The following is a 17,639-nucleotide window of genomic DNA, read 5'->3' on the forward strand; positions in this document are numbered from 1 at the left end:
CAATTCTGCAACACCAACACCGAAGGGCCAGGTATGACCACCACCTCCCTGACAAGTTCCCGTGGCGCAGGCCGCGCCGGGGATAAAGTCTTCTCCGGAGCCGCCCTGGCAGCAGGGTGCCTGATCCTTGCCGTGCTGTTCGGCGTTGCGCTCTTCCTCCTCATCCAGGCCCTTCCGGCTTTCACGGCCCCTGCTTCGGATATCCAAGGCGGAAAGGGCTTCTTTGCCTACATCTGGCCGATTGTCATCGGCACGCTCATCGCGGCCGTCATCGCGCTGGTCATCGCCACGCCGGTTGCCATCGGCGTCGCGCTCTTCATCTCGCACTACGCGCCGCGGCAGCTGGCCTCCGGCCTCGGCTACGTGATTGACCTCCTCGCCGCCATCCCCTCCGTGATTTACGGCGCCTGGGGCGCGGCCTTCCTGGCCAGCCAAATTTCCCCGGCCTATGACTGGCTCGCGGACAACATGGGCTGGCTGCCCATCTTCCAGGGACCTGCATCAGCCACCGGCAAGACCATCCTGACCGCAGGCATCGTGCTGTCCGTGATGGTGCTTCCGATCATCACGTCGTTGGCCCGCGAGATTTTCCTGCAGACCCCCAAGCTGCACGAGGAAGCCGCACTTGCCCTAGGCGCAACGCGCTGGGAAATGATCAAGATGGCCGTCCTGCCGTTCGCCCGCCCGGGCATCATCAGTGCCGTCATGCTGGGCCTCGGCCGGGCGCTCGGCGAGACCATGGCCGTGGCGCTGGTGCTTTCCTCCGGCGCCCTCACCGCCAGCCTGATTCAATCTGGCAACCAGACCATCGCAGCCGAGATCGCGCTTAACTTCCCTGAGGCGAGCGGCCTGAAGGTGAACACGCTGATTGCCGCTGGCCTGATCCTTTTCGTGATCACCCTGGCCGTCAACATGGTTGCCCGCTGGATCATCAGCCGGCACAAAGAATTCTCGGGAGCCAACTAAATGACCTCCACCCTGACGCCGGCCCGCAAAAGGTCCGCACTGACCAAGGGCCAGCTGCCCAAGTTTGCCCCGTACGTCGTCCTCGCCGTGGCGCTGGTTCTCGGCGCAGCGATCCTCGCGCTGATTGGCTTCAACGCCTTCGGCTGGGGCCTTCTCTCCGCCATCCTCTTCGCTGCAGGATTGGTGGGCTGGAGTGCCGCCGTGGAAGGCTCACGCAAGGCCAAGGACAAGCTCGCCACGTGCCTCGTGATGGGATCCTTCCTTATTGCGCTCCTGCCGCTCATTTCCGTGATCTGGACCGTCCTGGTCAACGGCATCCCGGGCATTATCACGCCAGGGTTCCTGGGCACGTCCATGAACGGCGTAACGGGCGTCTTTGACAACAGGGCGGCCGAAGGGACCGGCGCCGTCCTCGGCGGGATCTACCATGCGCTCATGGGCACGCTCCAGATCACCCTGCTGGCGACAGTTATCTCTGTACCCGTGGGCCTGCTGACAGCGATCTACCTCGTCGAGTACGGCAACGACCGCCCCCTGGCCCGCGCCATCACGTTCTTCGTGGACGTCATGACCGGCATCCCGTCCATCGTGGCCGGCCTCTTTGCCGCAGCGTTCTTTTTCGCCATTGTTGGCCCAGGCACCAAAACGGGCGCCGTCGCCGCCGTCGCGCTTTCAGTGCTCATGATCCCGGTGGTGGTCCGCTCCAGCGAGGAAATGCTCAAGATCGTCCCCAACGAGCTCCGCGAGGCGGCTTACGCCCTGGGCGTCCGCAAATGGCGCACCATCCTCAAGGTAGTCATTCCGACGGCGATCTCCGGCATCGCGTCCGGCGTCACCCTCGCGATCGCCCGAGTGATCGGCGAGACCGCACCCATCCTGGTGACGGCGGGCTTCGCCACGACCATCAACAACAATGTGTTCGGTGGCTGGATGGCCTCCCTGCCCACGTTCATTTACACGCAGATCCTGAACCCGACCTCGCCGTCCAACCCGGACCCGTCCTCGCAGCGGGCCTGGGGTGCCGCGCTGGTGCTCATCCTCCTGGTGATGCTCCTGAACCTCGGCGCCCGTCTGATTGCCAAGAGTTTCGCCCCGAAGACCGGACGCTAGGCAGGTCCCCGGCCGTTCCGGAACGGGCAGCCGGGATCTAGACTTCAATCCATACCAGCAAGTTAAAGGAACATCATGTCCAAGCGCATCGACGTCAAAGACCTGAACGTCTACTACGGCAACTTCCTTGCCGTCGAAGACGTCAGCATCAACATCGAAGCCAAGTCCGTCACGGCGTTCATCGGCCCCTCCGGCTGCGGCAAGTCCACGTTCCTGCGGACGCTCAACCGCATGCACGAGGTCCTGCCGGGCGCCCGCGTCGAGGGCGAAGTGCTACTCGACGGCGACAACCTGTACGGCCCCGGCGTCGACCCCGTCACGGTCCGCTCCCAGATCGGCATGGTCTTCCAGCGGCCCAACCCGTTCCCCACCATGTCCATCCGGGACAACGTGCTGGCCGGCGTGAAGCTGAACAACCAGAAGATGTCCAAGGGCGAGGCCGATGCCCTCGTGGAGCGCTCGCTCCAAGGCGCCAACCTGTGGAACGAGGTCAAGGACCGCCTGGAGAAGCCGGGTTCCGGTCTCTCCGGCGGCCAGCAGCAGCGGCTGTGCATCGCCCGTGCCATCGCCGTGGAGCCGCAGGTGATCCTGATGGACGAGCCGTGTTCCGCTCTGGACCCGATCTCCACCCTGGCCGTTGAGGACCTCATCAACGAGCTCAAGGACCAGTACACCGTGGTGATCGTGACCCACAATATGCAGCAGGCGGCCCGCGTTTCGGACAGGACGGCGTTCTTCAACATCGCCGGAACCGGCAAGCCGGGCAAGCTGATCGAGTTCGCCGAGACCAGCACCATCTTCAACAACCCGAGCCAGAAGGCCACTGAGGACTACGTCTCCGGCCGCTTCGGATAATCCCCACCGCCGCCCTCGCCTCGCAAGCTCGGCCAGGGACCCCTGGCGGCGTGGGCCCAGCCACCGCCGCCCTCGCCTCGCAAGCTCGGCCAGGGACCCCTGGCGGCGTGGGCCCAGCCACCGCCGCCCTCGATTGCCCGTAAACGGCCCTTCTGAACGCTCAGAGGGGCCGTTTGCGCTTTCGATGGGTGGGGCTACGCCCCGATGAGCGGCGACATTGCCAGCTCAAGGACGAAGGCGCCGGCTGCGGTGGCAACCGGCGTAAGAACCCATAGCCACAGGATTCGGATCACCAGCTTCCGGTGGACTGCGGCGAAGTTCTGGTTTTCACCCGCGCCGAGAACGGACGCCGTGACGGTGTGCGTGGTGGAGACGGGCCAGTGGAGGCCGATCGCGCCGATGAACAGCAGAATGGCGCTGAAGCCCTGTGCCACCACGCCGCGGAGCGGATCAATCCGGATGAGCCGGTAGCCCAGTGTGTGCGAGATGCGCCAACCGCCGAACAGTGTCCCCACAGTGATCGCAACGGCGGAAAGCATCGCCACCCACAGCGGGATCGAGCCGCCGCCACTGTATCCCGCCGCCAGAAGGGCCAGGAGTAGCACTGCGCTGATGCGCTGCCCGTCCTGGAGCCCGTGGCCAAAGGCGACAGCCCCGGCGACGATCGACTGTGCGGCCCTAAAGCGCTTGTTGATGACACTCGGTTGCGCATAGCGGGCGGCCCAGGTGACCGGGAAGACCAGTAGGTAGGCGCAGATGAAGGCGATGACCGGGGAAAACACCAGGGGGAGGACAACCTGATGCAGGAGGGAGGCGTCCACGCCGCCCACGGAATTGCCGCCCACCACCACACTCGCGGTACCGGCGCCCGCCAAGCCGCCCACCAATGCATGCGTGGAGGATGACGGTACGCCGCGCCACCACAGGATCAGGCCCCACACACAGGCGCTGGCCAGCCCGGCCACCAGGATGGTCAGCCCACTGTTGCCGGAGGGAAGGGTGATCCAGTTCTGGCTGACGGCAACGGCCAGTCCGGCGCTGAGCAGGGCGCCGATGAAGTTGAAGATGGCCGCCAGCAGGACGGCCACCGTCGGCGTAAGCGCCCGGGTGCGGACGGCCAGGGCCACAGCCGTGGACACATCCCTGAAGCCGTTGATGAACGCGAAGGCTGCGGCCAGGACCACCACCAGGGCGAAGATGAACAGCGTCACGTCAGGATTCCTTGACGATGATGCTGCCTACCTGGGTGGCGATGCGCCGCATGTCCTTGGTGACGTCCACCAGCTGGTTGGCGACGTCCCTGTTCCGGGCGTACTGCGTGGCCTTCATGTCCTTGAGCATGTCCGCCACCCAGATCCGGTGCGTCCGCTCGGCCCGCTTGGCCAGGCGGAGCACTTCGATCCAGTAGTCCTCGAGGTCGTCGAGGTTGTTGAGCCGCCGCATGGCATCAGCCGTGAGTTCGGCCTGGCGGCTGATGATTTCCAGCTGGTCTGCGGCCCTTTTCGGTAGCCGGTCCAGCTTGTAGAGGGCAACGAGCTCGGCGGCGGCGTCCAGCTTTTCGATTGCTTCGTTGAGGCACAGGGACAGGCCGTACATGTCCTCGCGGGGCAGCGGGTTCACGAAGCTGGTGCGCATGTGGGTCAGCAGGGCGAAATGCAGCTCAGCGGACTTGGCCTCGTGGTTGTGCATGTCCTCGACGAGCCGGTGATGCTCCGTGGCCGGCGCCCCCAGGATCTCCGCCATGGTGGCGCTGGCCAGGACGATCTGCCGTGCCAGCTGCGAGAGAAGGCTCAGCCCCGCGGGCTCCTGCGGAAAAAGGCGCAGCTTCATTAGTACCGGTCTCCGGAGGATCGTCAGGGCTGGGCACTGCGGACGGTGTGACTTGACGTCGTGCCCCGCAGCTAGTCAGTACTTTACCGGCACCGGCAGCCGGGCATGAAAGTGGTGCCGAACCGGATACGCCTCTCGGCGGTAGGCCGCTCTAGGCGGCTAAATGTTGAAGCCCGGGGGTTTCGCGGTTCGGCACCAGTTTCAGTGTTCTACTTTGCCCGTTCCAAGTCAACATTGACAGATCGGTCCTGATGGGTCAGTCCAGCTCGCCCAGCCGCCAGGCGTTGGCGGCGTGTTCGAGGTCCTCGGCGGTCTTCACCAGGAGGTGCGAGTTGCGCGTCAGCTTACGGGCGTGCACCTCATTGCTGTGGTCGGCACCGTCCGCAAGGGTGGCCTGGCCCAGCGCAACAACGCGGCAAAACGCGGCCGAACGCTCCAGCGCGACGTCGAAGTCGCCGTCGAACGCGCCGGACAAAATGGCGTCAGCCATGGTCCTCATTTCGTCGGCGCCGGGCGGTTCGGCCGCTCCGGCAACCACGTTGGACACCTGTGCCGTGTCCTTGCCCGCCTTGAAGTAGACGGAGATGCGCTCCGGATCCTGGACGGTCGCTGCGCGCAGGGCATACAGCCGCCACAGTGCACCCGGGAGTGAGCGCGCCGGGCTCTCGGCCCACATTTCGGCGATGGCCTCCAGGCCCTGTTCGTCGGCGAGCTTCACCAGGCGTTTGGTGATGACGGGATCGTCGCTGTCGCGCCCGTGGCGCACCAGGGCCTGGGCTGCGAGGTGTGCCGCTTCGGACACGCGTGCCGGATCAGCACCGCCTGCGAATGGCTCGAAATCGATGGGCGCAAAAGGCTTTGGTTTGTGGTGCCGCTCCGCCCCGCCCGGGCCGCTGGTTCCTGCTTTCTCGCTCATGCTCCCACGCTACTCCTGGTCCGTGCGGGAATCGAGCGTGCGGTCGGAGCCCCCGCTCCGCGGAACCGCGCGGTTTCCGCCGTCGCCGGGCCGGAAAATCGACGGGACGACGGCGGCGGTGGGCCCCGTGCGAAAGACGCCGTGGACTGGGGTACAGTGTTAACGTCCAGAAATGGACTGGAGCTGACACCCGCTGTGCAGGCCGCTGAGGCAGGCATTTCGACAGTCAGTTTGGGCCTTTAGCTCAGTTGGTAGAGCATCGGACTTTTAATCCGTGGGTCGTGGGTTCGATCCCCACAGGGCCCACTCTTTTAGCGAAGAGTGGAAAGTCCCCGGTTCCTGGCAACAGGAGCCGGGGACTTTTTTGCGTGCCTGCCGCCCGGCGCCACTGCGGCATTCGTGTTGCGGCGCGGCGTCGCGCACAATAGCCCCATGATTAAACGCAACGCGCGGCTGCCGCGGCTTGAGGACGTGGCGGAGCGTGCCGGCGTCTCGCACCAGACCGTCTCCAGGGTGATCAACAACCACCCCAACGTCAGCAAGGCCACGCGCGAACGCGTGGAGGCAGCCATTGCCGAGCTCGGGTACCGGCGCAACACCGCGGCGCGGAGCCTGGTCACCCGCCGCTCCCAGACCATCGGCGTCCTGGCCAGCGAGCTCTCCCAGTACGGTCCGGCCAACACGCTGCTGGGAGTTGAACAGGCCGCCCGGAACGCCGGCTATTTTGTCAGTATCGCGGCGCTGAAGTCGGTCAGCCGTGAGTCGATTTTCGACGCCGTCAGGCACTTCATGGACCAGTCCGTCGACGGGATTGTGGTGAGTGTGCCGCACTCCGAAACGCTGCTGGCCCTGGCGGACCTGACACTCGGGGTCCCGGTGGTGGCGGTGGGGTCGTTGGGAAGTGACGCGGTGAGCGGTGCCATGGTGGACCAGGCGCGGGGAGCCGAACTCGCCGTCGGGCATCTGATTGAGCTGGGCCACCGGCGGATCGGGCACGTCGCCGGACCGCAGGACTGGATCGACGGCGTGGCGCGGGCAGAGGCATGGAGCGCCACAATGCGTTCCGCGGGCCTTGAGGACGATCTCCTGATGACGGGTGACTGGAGTGCCGGCAGCGGCTACGAGATCGGCAGGAAGCTGGCCGCCGAGCGCTCGGCCACGGCCATCTTCGTGGGTAACGACCAGATGGCCCTTGGCCTGCTGCGCGCGTTTAATGAGGCCGGCGTCCGCGTGCCCGACGACGTCTCCGTCGTCGGGTTCGATGACCAGCCGGAGTCGGGCTACTTCACCCCGCCGCTCACCACTGTCCGTCAGGACTTCGAGGAACTCGGCCGGCGCTGCATAGACCTCATGCTGACGGCCATCGAGGACGGCAAGGGCGTCAGCAGCACCGTGGTGGCGCCCGAACTGGTGGTGCGGCAGAGCACCTCCGCCCCTGCCTGAACCTGGATTTCCCGCATCCTGATTTCGGCATAGCTGGTAAACTAATTGTTAGCGCTAACTTAGGGGGAGGGATGTCAGTAGGATCAGAGACCAGGCGTCCCCCCGTGATGGAGGACGTGGCCAGGCTGGCCGGTGTTTCACACCAGACGGTCTCGCGGGTCCTCAACGCCCATCCGAACGTCAGCCCCCAAACCCGCGAACGCGTCGAAAAGGCCATCGGGGAATTGGGCTACCGCCGGAACACCGCAGCGCGCAGCCTGGTTACCCGGCGGTCCCAAACCATAGGCGTCCTGGGAAGCGACATGTCCCATTACGGTCCGGCCAATACGCTGCTTGGAGTGCAGCAGGCAGCCCGTGACAAGGGCTATTTCGTCAGCGTGGCCAGCCTCAGTGAAGTCACGCCGGCCGCGATCAAGGACGCCCTCGAATACTTCATGATGCAGTCAGTGGACGGCATCGTCGTGATCGTGCCGCACGAGGCCATGTTCGAATCGCTCAGCACCATCAGCATGGCCGTCCCGCTGGTTGCGGTGGGCTTCGGCGTCGACGAGCGGCTGAGTGTCGCCGCGGTGAACCAGCGGATGGGCGCCAGCCTTGCCGTGCAGCATCTGGTGGACCTCGGCCATGCAGCCATAGCCCATGTTTCCGGGCCGCCGGACTGGATTGACGCCGCCGCCCGCATTGACGGCTGGCGTCGGACCCTCGCCCAGGCGGAACTTTCCGACTCCGTGCTGATCCGGGGCAACTGGAGCGCCGAAAGCGGCTACCGTGCCGGGCTTGAACTTGCGGCCGCAGGAAATGTCACCGCGCTGTTCGCAGCCAACGACCAGATGGCACTTGGAGCCCTGCGTGCCTTTAGCGAAGCCGGGCTGCGCGTCCCGCAGGACATCAGTCTCGTTGGTTATGATGACCAGCCCGAGGCCGCCTATCTTGTGCCGCCCCTGACCACTGTCAACCAGGGTTTCAAGGAACTCGGAGCCCGTTGCATGCAAATGCTCCTTTTCGATATGGCCAACGGCCATTCAGGTGCATCGTCAGTGGTCAACCCCAGGCTTGTGGTTCGCTCGACGACGGCGCCGCCACCCGCCGCACGCTGAGCCCGGGGGACCGTGGCTGAGGCCCGTGCACGCCTCTCAAATGGCACCCGCAGGGCCCGGCAGCTGGGAAGCTTACCGGGCCCTGCGGGAGATGCTGACGACGACCGTACCGTGCGGCTATGAACCCAGGAAGAAAGTGGCCGCGGCCCTGTCGTTCTTGCCTGCCTGGGCTACGGTGAGGACGCTCTGCCGGAGCAGCAGATAGGAACCGGGAAGATCGACTGACTCGAAGGAGACTCCTGCCGGATCCGAAAGTCCGCCTCGCTGGATGAATGCCGACGACGATCCGGCGGTGGACGCGATTGCGACGGTTGAGCTTTGGATCCGAAGGTAACGTCCCTTGGTCAGGACCGGCTCGATGACCACGGAGTTCTTCTTGGCATAGCCGGGGGCAATGCGGAACTGGGACCCCCCCAGCGACGGCGCCGACGAAGCTGTGACGATTGTCCCGTCGTGAACGAGGTAGGCGCCGGGGGCGGCGGCTGATTCCAATCGCACGGGGAGCTCCCCGTCCCCAACGGGAACTCCAAAATCGGGTGTTCCGTCTGCCTTCCAGTGCAACCGCTGAACGCGGGCATGCCTGTTGGGGTCAAAGAGCGGGTTGCCGATCGGGTCGCGGTAGGACCTGGCGTGGTACACGAGAACGTCATTGCCCGCTTCGTCGACGGTGAAGGAGTTGTGCCCCGGCCCGTACTGCTTTGACCCCTCCGAGGTGCTGAATACCGGCGTCGGGGTCTTCGTCCAGGACGCCGCATTGAGCAGATCCGCGTTTTCGTCGGCGGTCAGGAGGCCCATGCAGTAGTTGGCGTCTGTCGCACTGGCTGAGAAGGACACAAAGATCCGGCCGTTCCGCTTGATCACGGCGGGCCCTTCGTTGACTTTGTACCCCCTGGTTTCCCAGTCCAGCGTGGGGACGGCGATGCGGACCGGAGCGCTAGACAGGGTGGAGGGAGATGACATGGCGGCGATGAACAGGCTCGAATTCACGCCTGTATCGCTCTGGGCCCAGAGCAGGTACCGCGTGCCGGCGTGCTCGAAGGTGGTGGCGTCCAGGGAGAAAGTGTCGGCGTGCGTGTACACCCGGACCGGTGGTTCCCACACCGCGGTCGTCGGGTCAGCCGCGGCCGTGGAGATCACGTAGATCCGCACCCGGAAAACGTCGTTGCTGTCCCCGGCGGCGAAGTAGATGTGCCACTTCCCGTCAAAGTGATGCAGCTCCGGTGCCCAGATGTAGCCTCCCATGGTTCCGGTGGCGGGCCGCGTCCACACCACGGCCTCCGAGGAGCTGCCCAGCCCGGAGATGGTGGATGAGGAGCGGAGGATGATCCGATCGTATTCAGGCACGGAGCCGGTGAAGTAGTACCTGCCGTCGGTGTGCTTCATGAGCCAGGGGTCAGCCCGTTGCGGAACGACCGGGTTGATGACCGGCGTCGGAAGGGCGGGAGCGGCGGCGGCCGCCGGGGCCGTCACCAGGGTTCCGGCACCCGCGCCGGCCAGTATCACCGTGGTGGCTGCGGCGGTTCCGGAGCCGAGGAACGAGCGGCGCGAAAACTGCCGGTTGAGGGGAGCATTCATGTTGAGAGCGTCCTTCCTGGATTCCCTTCCACGCGTGGGCGCGGTCGGCCTCATGCGAGGCCGCGCGGCAGCGGAGAAGGGGTCATTGATGAAGCACCGGACTGGGACTGCGGCACAAGGCGTGCAGGCTCCCGGGCCGGGCTTCGCGATTTGTGAATGGTTTTGGCGCTGATGAATCGGGTGTGACGGGTTGGGAGGGCCAGCGACGCCGGGCCGCTTAAGCCGTCTTCCTGGCGAAGAGCCGCTGCAGCAGGATGAAGGCGAGGAGCAGTCCGCCGATGACGATCTTCGTCCACCAGGAACTCAGTGTTCCGTCGTAGGCGATGAAGGTCTGGACAATTCCCAGCACCAGGACTCCCACGACGGATCCAAGGACGTAGCCCGTTCCGCCCGTCAGCAGGGTGCCGCCAATGACGACGGCGGCGATGGCATCAAGTTCCATTCCCTGCGCTGCGAGGCTGTAGCCGGAGAGGCTGTAGAACGAGAACAGGACTCCGGCGATGGCCGAGCAGAGCCCGCTGAGTGCGTAGACCAGGATTTTTGTCCTCGTTACCGGCAGCCCCATGAGCATCGCTGAGTGCTCATTGCCGCCGATGGCGTAGACGGTCCGGCCAAAGCGGGTGTGGTGGAGGATGAAGAAGGCTGCGGCAACTATGGCCAGCGCCAGGAGTACACCCGGTGAGACGAAGAGGTCCCCGGGAAGCGGGATCTGGGCCTGGGCCACGCTGGTGAAGAATCCCTCGGTGACGGGGATCGAGTCGAGACTGATGACGTAGCAGAGGCCGCGGGCGAGAAACATGCCGGCGAGGGTGACGATGAAGGGCTGGATGTCAAAGTACTGGATGATCAGTCCCATGAGGAGGCCCAGCCCGCCACCGATGACCAGGACAAGGAATATGACAGCGGCCGGATTCCAGCCCTGCTGGAGAAGTGTGGCGCTGACCATCATCGACAGTGCGACGACGGCTCCGACCGACAGGTCGATGCCCCCTGTCAGAATCACAAACGTCATGCCGACGGCGAGCACGATCAGGAAGGTGTTGTCGATGAAGAGGTTCAGGAACACCTGGCCGGAGAGGAAGCTCGGGTACATGCCCGCACCCACGGCGAACATGGCGATGAAGAGCCCCAGGGTCGCGAGGGTCGGCGCATAGCGGGCGCCTCCGCGCATGCGGCTGCGGAGGGGCGACGGTTCCTTGACGGTCAGTGGCGTCAGGGTGGACAGGGAGGACATCAGATTGCGACCTTTTCCTTCGTGCCGGGCTTGGGTGCGGCTTTGAGGCTCCTCAGCAGGTTCCGTGCCTTGGGCGCCTGCAGGAGACATACGGTAATGACGACGAGGGCTTTGAACACCAGCGTCACTTCCGGCGGGATTCCGAGCGTGTAGACGGTGGTGGTCAGGGTCTGGATGATGAAGGCCCCGATCACGGTCCCGGCCAGGGTGTACCGCCCGCCGGCGAGTGAAGTGCCGCCGATGACGACGGCAAGGATCGCGTCCATTTCAATGTAAAGGCCTGCATTGTTCGCGTCGGCCGCGGTGACATTGGAGCTGATCATCAGGCCGGCGATGGCGGCGCACACCGCGCTGAAGACGTAAACGATCCAGATGATGTTCCGCGAGCGCAGCCCGGCCAGGCGGCTGGCCACCGGGTTGATGCCCACGGCTTCGATGAGGATTCCCAGCGCCGTGCGCCGGGTGAGGACGGCCGCCAGGACGAAGACTGCCGCGGTGATCAGGATGGAGACGGGAAGGGTGAACAGGTACCCGGCACCGATTGACTTGTAGTGGTCATTCGATACGGAGACGATCTGGCCGCCCGTGATGAGCTGGGCGATGCCCCGTCCGGCGGTCATCAGCACCAGAGTCGCAATGATGGGCTGCACACCGACAGTTGAGACCAGGAACCCGTTCCACACGCCCAGGAGAAGGCCCGCCAACACGGCGATGAGCACGGCCATGGCTGCCGTTACCGGCGAGGCAGGTTCCGGGGAAGCGGCGATGTAGGCGCACGACGCCGCTCCGGCGATGGCTACGACCGCGCCGACCGAGAGGTCAATGCCCCGGGTGGCGATGACCAGGGTCATCCCCAGGGCAATGAGGATGGTCGGGGCGCCGTTGCGCATGATGTCGATGATGCTGCCGTAGAGGTGTCCGTCCTGCATCCGCAGGCTCAGGAAGTCGGGCCGGAAAATCTGGTTCAGCAGCAGCAGCGCTGCCAACGCGATCACCGGCCAGGCAAGGCGGTTCTTCATAAGGGATTTCACTGCGTACCTCCGGCGATGACCGTCATGACGTCTTCCACTGAGACGTCGTCATTCTTGATTTCGGCGACCATTTCCCTGTCCTTGATGACGGCGACGCGGTCGCTCAGGCGCAGGACCTCTTCGAGCTCCGAGGAGATGAAGAGGATGGACATCCCTTCTGTCGCGAGTTTGTTGACGAGCTTTTGGATCTGGGTCTTCGCCCCGATGTCGATTCCCCTGGTTGGCTCATCGAGGATCAGCAGTTCGGGGGAAGTGATCAGCCAGCGGGCGAGCAGGACCTTCTGCTGGTTCCCGCCGCTGAGGTTGCGGATCAGGGCGTCGGGATTTGCCGGGCGGATATCGAGGGTTGCGATGTACTCGGCCACCAGCTCGTCCTGGACGCGGCGCGGGATACGGCGCGCCCAGCCTTTGCTGGCCTGCATGGCCAGCATGAGATTGTCGCGGACGGACAGGTCTCCGATGAGGCCTTCCTCTTTGCGGTCCTCGGAACAGAACCCGATGCGCTTATCGATCGCGGTCCGCGGGGAGCGGATCCTTTGGCTGACGCCCTTAACCCTGATGGAACCTTCATCGGCCTTGTCGGCACCGAAAAAGAGCCTGGCAATCTCGGTCCGGCCTGCTCCCAGCAGGCCTGCGAGGCCAACGACCTCCCCGGGGTAGATGGACAGGTCCACGTTCGACACCGATCCCTTCCTCCCGAGCCCGCGGGCCTCAACGAACGGCGTCACCTCGGAGCCTGTCCTGGCACGTGTCCGGGCAGGGGCCTGGTCCAGCTCGGCGAGTGCCTCCATTTCCTTGCCGATCATCTTGGAAATCAGGCCCATGCGGGAGAGGTCGCGGGTCAGGTATTCGCCCACGAGCTTTCCGTTGCGGAGCACCGTCATGCGGTCGGAGATCTCGTAGACCTGCTCAAGGAAGTGGGAGACGAACAGGATCGCTACGCCGCGGTCGCGGAGGTCCCGGATGACGCGGAAGAGCTGGTTGACTTCATCGGCATCGAGGCTCGACGTTGGTTCATCCAGGATGAGGACCTTGGCGTTGATCTCCACCGACCTGGCAATGGCGATGAGTTGCTGGACCGCGATGGAATGCGAGGACAGCAGGGATCCGGGATCAACATGGTTCAGGTGCAGCTCTGCGAGGACCTCCCGGGTCCGGGACCGGACGCCCTTCCAGTCAATGGAGCCGCGGCGGCGCGGCTCCCGTCCCAGCAGCACGTTTTCTTCAACGGTCAGGTTGGGGCAGAGGTTGACCTCCTGGTAGACAGTGCTGATGCCGGCTGCCTGGGATGCTGCCGGCGTCGAGAACTGCTTGTGCTCGCCGAGTACGGTTATCGTGCCGGAATCAATGGTGTACACGCCTGTCAGGGCCTTGATCAGCGTGGATTTGCCGGCGCCGTTCTCTCCCATGAGGGCGTGGACTTCACCTTGGAAGAGGCGGAAGTTGACTCCGTCGAGCGCCTTAACTCCTGGAAATCCAATAGCTATGTCGGTCATCTCGACGACCGGAACGATTTCGTTCATCCTCGTATCTTTTCTGTGCTAGGTCTGCCGTGCGGCGGGCGGCCGTGCGGCGGCGGTGATCCGCCGCCGCACGGGCGTTCAGGGGCGCCGGGACTCAGTAAGGGCGGCTGGCAAGGACCTGCTTTGCCTGTTCCTGGGTGAAGGTGGTTTCCTCGGTGACGACCCGTTCCGGGACGGTCTCGCCGGCGATAACCTTCTTGGCAAGGTCCATGAGCTGGTCGCCGAGCATCGGGCTGCATTCGACGATGTAGTTGATCTTGCCGTTGCTCAGCGCGGTCATGCCGTCCTTCACCGCGTCGATGGTGACGATCTTGATGTCCTTGCCGGGAACTTTGCCGGCCGCTTCGATGGCCTCGATGGCACCCAGGCCCTCGTCGTCATTGTGGGCGAAGACAACGTCGATGTCCGGGTTGTTCTTGAGGAAGGCCTCCATGACCTGCTTGCCGCCGCTGCGGGTGAAGTCCCCACTCTGCGAGGCGATGATCTTCAGCTTCGGATTAGCCTTGATGGCTTCCTCGAACCCTTCTTTCCTGTCGTTCGCCGGAGCGGACCCGGTGGTGCCCTGAATTTCGACGATGTTGACGGTGTCGGAGGCTGCCTTCGAATCCTCCACGAGCCAGGCTCCCGCTTTCTTGCCCTCCTCAACGAAGTCAGAACCGAGGAACGTCTTGTACAGGGTCTTGTCCGAGGAGTCGACCGCCCGGTCGGTGAGGATGACGGGAATCTTCGCCGTCTTGGCCTCCTTCAGCACCGTGTCCCAGCCGGACTCCACCACGGGGGAGAACGCAATGACGTCGACTTTCTGCTGGATGTAGGAACGGATCGCCTTGATCTGGTTCTCTTGCTTTTGCTGGGCATCTGAGAACTTCAGGTCGATCCCGGCCTTCTTGGCGGATTCCTGTACGGACTTGGTGTTTGCGGTGCGCCACCCGCTTTCGGCGCCGACCTGGGCAAAGCCCATGGTGATCTTGTCACTGCCCGCGTTGCCGGCAGCACTGCCGGTTCCGCCGCAGGCTGTCAGCGTGAGCATTGATGCGGCGGCAACCGCAATTAGGGATTTCTTAAACACAACATCCTCCCGGAAGCGTAGTTACATGCAGGCGGGAGAATTCGAACACCGCCATTGCTGCAAGTGAGCTGATGCGCTCTGCGACTCATTGTGAACGCTAACAAAGAAAGTCGTCAAGTAGCCAGGGTCACAAATTGGCGACTCGGCTGACTGGCTGGCCGGCCGCACTATCGAGTGGCGGCCCGAAGGGAATCCCGGAAGGGTGCCCCAGGCGTGATCCACCCGCCTGCCGTTCTTGTCAAGGCTCTTTACAACACTGCAAAGATGTCGAATACTTTTCCCGACGCGCACTTTGTTAGCGTTAACAGCTTTTTGTTTACCCATTCACCGGCGGCCACGCCCGGGGACGGTTTTGCATCCTGCGAAACTGTCGGCGGCCGCCTTGCCTGAGCTGCGCCGGCGAGCCGGCGGACCGTTCAATGGAGAAAGGCCATCTCTTCCATGCCATCGAAATCCCCAAGTCCCGCAAAGCGGGCCTGCACCATGGCGCTTGCCGGATCACTGGCAGCAGCGATGCTGTCACTGGCCCCGGCGCTGGGCGCCAATGCAGAGACAGCAACAAACCGAACCATCAACATCAATGCCGCCGAGACCGGGCCTTCGATCGATCCCACCATGTACGGGGCCTTCTACGAGGACATCAACCAGGGCGCCGACGGCGGCATTTACGCCGAACTCGTCCAGAACCGGTCGTTTGAATTCAACTCCGGGGACAACCGCACCTACACGCCCATGACCGCCTGGGAAACTCTCAGGCGGGGCAGCGACGGAACAGTCGCCGTGGTCAATGACAGCAATCGCCTGAACGAGAACAACCGGAACTACCTGCAGATCGACGCCGCCAGCGCCGGCGCAGGCGGCGCCGCCGGTGTCGGCGTCCGCAACAGCGGCTGGAACGCCGGGCAGAAGCTCGAGGCGCACAAGAAATACAACTACTCAGTCTGGGCACGCACGTCCAACCCCGCCGGTACAAGCCTTGCCGTAACGCTGGAGACGCCGGAAGGCACCCGCCTGGCCACCGCCACGATCAAAATCAAGGGTGACAAGTGGGCCAAGTACGATCTGACGTTGTCGCCCAAGTCCTCCACCGGAGCGGGCCGGCTGGCGACAGTCGTTCAGGGAACTGGCACGGTCCGGCTCGACATGATTTCGCTGTTTCCGCAGGACACGTGGAACGGCAGGGCAAACGGCCTTCGTAAGGACCTCGCCGAAAAGATCGCAGACCTGAACCCCGGATTCCTGCGCTTCCCGGGCGGCTGCATCGTCAACACCGGAAGCTACGACACCTATTCAGCCCCCAACTACACGCGCGCCCGCACGTACCAGTGGAAGGACACCATCGGGCCGGTGGAGCAGCGCCCGGCGAACCGGAACTTCTGGGGCTACAACCAGACGTACGGCCTCGGCTACATGGAGTACTTCCAGTGGGCAGAGGATATGGGCGCAGTCCCTGTGCCGGTGGTTCCCGTGGGTGTCACGGGATGCGGCGACAACAAGTCCGCTCCCGACCAGGCGACCCTTGACCGCTACATCCAGGACACGCTCGACCTCATCGAATTCGCCAACGGCGATGCCAGCACCGAGTGGGGTGCAAAGCGCATCGCATACGGCCACCCTGAGCCCTACAAGCTGGACCGCATCGGCCTGGGCAACGAGGAGTACAAGCCCGAGTTCAAGCAATACTTCACCCAGTTCTACAACGCCGTCAGGGCCGCCCACCCCGAGATCAAGATCATCGGAAACACGGGGCCGTTCAGCCAGGGCCCCGAATTCGACGACCTCGCCAAGTTCAACGCTGACACGGGCGTGGACCTCGTCGACGAGCACTATTACAACGAACCGTCCTGGTTCCTTAACAACAACCACCGCTACGACTCCTACAGCCGCGACAGCTACCAGGTCTTCCTTGGCGAGTACGCCTCCCGCGGAAACAAACCCTTCAACGCGCTCGCGGAAGCTTCCTACATGACCGGCCTCGAGCGGAACGCAGATGTGGTCAAGATGGCGTCCTACGCGCCGCTGATCGCGAACGAGGCCAACACGCAGTGGAGCCCGGACATGATGTTCTTCAACGGAACGTCCGTCCGGACCACCCCCAACTACGAGGTCCAGAAGCTGTTCATGAACAACGTCGGCACGCAGGTGGTGCCGAGCACGCAGGAAAACCCGGCCTCGACCGTGGCGCCGATTGCAGGCAAGATCGGGCTGTCCACCTGGGCCACGTCCGCCCGCTATGACGACGTCAAGGTGACCGGCAACGACGGCGCAACGTTGTTCAGCGATGACTTCTCGGGAACGGCTGCGGCGTGGACCGGCAACGGCACCGGATCCTGGTCCATCCAGGACGGCGCCTACGTGCAGTCAAGCACCACCGCCCTGAACACCATGGTGACGGCCGGAAACGCCGACTGGAGCAACTACACGCTCAACACCAAGGCGACAAAGCTGGCGGGCTCGGAAGGGTTCCTTGTCTCCTTCGGAGTCAAGGACACCGGAAACTACTTCTGGTGGAACCTGGGCGGCTGGAACAACTCGAAGTCCGTCGTCGAGAAAGCCGTCAACGGCGGCAAGACGAATGTCCTGGAAAAGAACACGGTGATCCAAACCGGACATGAATACGACATCCGCATCGAGGTCACCGGGCGCATCGCCAAGCTGTACCTGGACAACGTCCTGTGGGGCACGGTGGACGATACGCCCGCCGATCCCATCTACTCCGTGGTCACCAAGGACGCAAAGTCAGGCGACACCATCGTCAAGGTGGTCAACACCTCGGCTGAGCGGACTCCCGTGGATGTCAGCGTCACCGGCGCGACCAACATTGCCGCCACCGCTGCCGTGACGACGCTCACCGAGACTGCGGACGGGCAGAACCTCGCCTCCGCGGCGAGCACTTTCAACGGGGCAGGGCCGAAGTTCACCTACACGTTCGAGCCCAGTTCGGTGACCTTCATCCGGCTTACCGACGGCAGCTCACGCAAATAGGAACG

The 17,639-nt window shown here is 64.1% G+C and carries 14 protein-coding genes and 1 tRNA gene; 7 read left to right on the top strand and 8 right to left on the bottom strand.

What is annotated here, in order from left to right; all coding sequences use genetic code 11:
• Nucleotides 1–33: 33 nt before the first annotated feature.
• The 3 genes from pstC (at nucleotide 34) to pstB (ending at nucleotide 2,931) form a co-directional block, all read left to right on the top strand.
• Nucleotides 34–966 (top strand): phosphate ABC transporter permease subunit PstC, encoded by a 933-nt coding sequence (gene pstC / locus CXQ90_RS13000; RefSeq protein ID WP_104139675.1) that lies wholly within the window; start codon nucleotides 34–36, stop codon nucleotides 964–966.
• The gene (gene pstA / locus CXQ90_RS13005) at nucleotides 967–2,076 is read left to right on the top strand and encodes a phosphate ABC transporter permease PstA (protein WP_104139676.1); all 1,110 of its coding nucleotides are present in this window, start codon (nucleotides 967–969) and stop codon (nucleotides 2,074–2,076) included.
• A 75-nt stretch (nucleotides 2,077–2,151) separates the two neighbouring features.
• Nucleotides 2,152–2,931: a phosphate ABC transporter ATP-binding protein PstB gene (gene pstB / locus CXQ90_RS13010; protein WP_104139678.1), complete on the top strand. Its 780-nt coding sequence runs from the start codon at nucleotides 2,152–2,154 to the stop codon at nucleotides 2,929–2,931.
• A 194-nt stretch (nucleotides 2,932–3,125) separates the two neighbouring features.
• On the opposite strand, the gene CXQ90_RS13015 is transcribed toward pstB, so the two are convergent.
• The 3 genes from CXQ90_RS13015 to CXQ90_RS13025 all read right to left on the bottom strand — a co-directional run bounded on the left by CXQ90_RS13015 (nucleotide 3,126) and on the right by CXQ90_RS13025 (nucleotide 5,677).
• Entirely contained in the window at nucleotides 3,126–4,142 is a 1,017-nt protein-coding gene (locus CXQ90_RS13015) for an inorganic phosphate transporter (protein WP_104139679.1), read from the bottom strand.
• Between the two features lies 1 nt (nucleotide 4,143).
• Complete coding sequence (locus CXQ90_RS13020; RefSeq protein ID WP_104139681.1) at nucleotides 4,144–4,761, bottom strand: DUF47 domain-containing protein; 618 nt, start codon at nucleotides 4,759–4,761, stop codon at nucleotides 4,144–4,146.
• 256 nt (nucleotides 4,762–5,017) lie between these two features.
• Nucleotides 5,018–5,677 carry a hypothetical protein gene (locus CXQ90_RS13025; protein WP_104139682.1) on the bottom strand — a complete coding sequence of 220 codons (660 nt, stop codon included), beginning with the start codon at nucleotides 5,675–5,677 and terminating at the stop codon, nucleotides 5,018–5,020.
• Nucleotides 5,678–5,910: 233 nt separating this feature from the next.
• Here CXQ90_RS13025 and CXQ90_RS13030 point away from each other — a divergent pair.
• From CXQ90_RS13030 to CXQ90_RS13040, 3 genes are all read left to right on the top strand, one after another.
• Nucleotides 5,911–5,983 (top strand) — tRNA-Lys (locus tag CXQ90_RS13030).
• 126 nt (nucleotides 5,984–6,109) lie between these two features.
• Entirely contained in the window at nucleotides 6,110–7,120 is a 1,011-nt protein-coding gene (locus CXQ90_RS13035; RefSeq protein WP_104139684.1) for a LacI family DNA-binding transcriptional regulator, read from the top strand.
• Nucleotides 7,121–7,191: 71 nt separating this feature from the next.
• On the top strand, nucleotides 7,192–8,217 hold the full coding sequence (locus tag CXQ90_RS13040; protein ID WP_258064523.1) for a LacI family DNA-binding transcriptional regulator: 1,026 nt from the start codon (nucleotides 7,192–7,194) through the stop codon (nucleotides 8,215–8,217).
• 117 nt (nucleotides 8,218–8,334) lie between these two features.
• Here the strand turns inward: CXQ90_RS13040 and CXQ90_RS13045 are convergent, their stop codons facing one another.
• From CXQ90_RS13045 to CXQ90_RS13065, 5 genes are all read right to left on the bottom strand, one after another.
• Nucleotides 8,335–9,792, bottom strand: coding sequence for a family 43 glycosylhydrolase (locus tag CXQ90_RS13045; protein WP_104139687.1), 1,458 nt, complete (start codon nucleotides 9,790–9,792; stop codon nucleotides 8,335–8,337).
• A 217-nt stretch (nucleotides 9,793–10,009) separates the two neighbouring features.
• Nucleotides 10,010–11,026, bottom strand: a complete 1,017-nt coding sequence (yjfF, locus tag CXQ90_RS13050; RefSeq protein ID WP_219816684.1) for a galactofuranose ABC transporter, permease protein YjfF — start codon at nucleotides 11,024–11,026, stop codon at nucleotides 10,010–10,012.
• On the bottom strand, nucleotides 11,026–12,057 hold the full coding sequence (locus CXQ90_RS13055; protein ID WP_104139689.1) for an ABC transporter permease: 1,032 nt from the start codon (nucleotides 12,055–12,057) through the stop codon (nucleotides 11,026–11,028). Before CXQ90_RS13055 ends, yjfF begins: the two co-directional genes overlap by 1 nt.
• On the bottom strand, nucleotides 12,054–13,580 hold the full coding sequence (locus CXQ90_RS13060) for a sugar ABC transporter ATP-binding protein (RefSeq protein WP_104139690.1): 1,527 nt from the start codon (nucleotides 13,578–13,580) through the stop codon (nucleotides 12,054–12,056). Before CXQ90_RS13060 ends, CXQ90_RS13055 begins: the two co-directional genes overlap by 4 nt.
• A gap of 94 nt (nucleotides 13,581–13,674) precedes the next feature.
• Nucleotides 13,675–14,649 carry an ABC transporter substrate-binding protein gene (locus CXQ90_RS13065; protein ID WP_258064524.1) on the bottom strand — a complete coding sequence of 325 codons (975 nt, stop codon included), beginning with the start codon at nucleotides 14,647–14,649 and terminating at the stop codon, nucleotides 13,675–13,677.
• 441 nt (nucleotides 14,650–15,090) lie between these two features.
• Between CXQ90_RS13065 and CXQ90_RS13070 the strand changes: the two genes are divergently transcribed.
• Nucleotides 15,091–17,634 (top strand): alpha-L-arabinofuranosidase C-terminal domain-containing protein, encoded by a 2,544-nt coding sequence (locus tag CXQ90_RS13070; protein WP_104139693.1) that lies wholly within the window; start codon nucleotides 15,091–15,093, stop codon nucleotides 17,632–17,634.
• Nucleotides 17,635–17,639: the final 5 nt, after the last annotated feature.

The organism is Arthrobacter sp. ZGTC131 (genome assembly GCF_002929275.1).
Lineage (GTDB): Bacteria > Actinomycetota > Actinomycetes > Actinomycetales > Micrococcaceae > Arthrobacter.

Excerpts from the sequence above, each read along its gene's own strand:
- pstC (WP_104139675.1), top strand. The coding sequence starts at position 34 with ATGACCACCACCTCCCTGACAAGTTCCCGTGGCGCAGGCCGCGCCGGG.
- pstA (WP_104139676.1), top strand. The coding sequence starts at position 967 with ATGACCTCCACCCTGACGCCGGCCCGCAAAAGGTCCGCACTGACCAAG.
- pstB (WP_104139678.1), top strand. The coding sequence starts at position 2,152 with ATGTCCAAGCGCATCGACGTCAAAGACCTGAACGTCTACTACGGCAAC.
- CXQ90_RS13020 (WP_104139681.1), bottom strand. The coding sequence starts at position 4,761 with ATGAAGCTGCGCCTTTTTCCGCAGGAGCCCGCGGGGCTGAGCCTTCTC.
- CXQ90_RS13025 (WP_104139682.1), bottom strand. The coding sequence starts at position 5,677 with ATGAGCGAGAAAGCAGGAACCAGCGGCCCGGGCGGGGCGGAGCGGCAC.
- CXQ90_RS13035 (WP_104139684.1), top strand. The coding sequence starts at position 6,110 with ATGATTAAACGCAACGCGCGGCTGCCGCGGCTTGAGGACGTGGCGGAG.
- CXQ90_RS13040 (WP_258064523.1), top strand. The coding sequence starts at position 7,192 with ATGTCAGTAGGATCAGAGACCAGGCGTCCCCCCGTGATGGAGGACGTG.
- CXQ90_RS13045 (WP_104139687.1), bottom strand. The coding sequence starts at position 9,792 with ATGAATGCTCCCCTCAACCGGCAGTTTTCGCGCCGCTCGTTCCTCGGC.
- yjfF (WP_219816684.1), bottom strand. The coding sequence starts at position 11,026 with ATGTCCTCCCTGTCCACCCTGACGCCACTGACCGTCAAGGAACCGTCG.
- CXQ90_RS13060 (WP_104139690.1), bottom strand. The coding sequence starts at position 13,580 with ATGAACGAAATCGTTCCGGTCGTCGAGATGACCGACATAGCTATTGGA.
- CXQ90_RS13070 (WP_104139693.1), top strand. The coding sequence starts at position 15,091 with ATGCCATCGAAATCCCCAAGTCCCGCAAAGCGGGCCTGCACCATGGCG.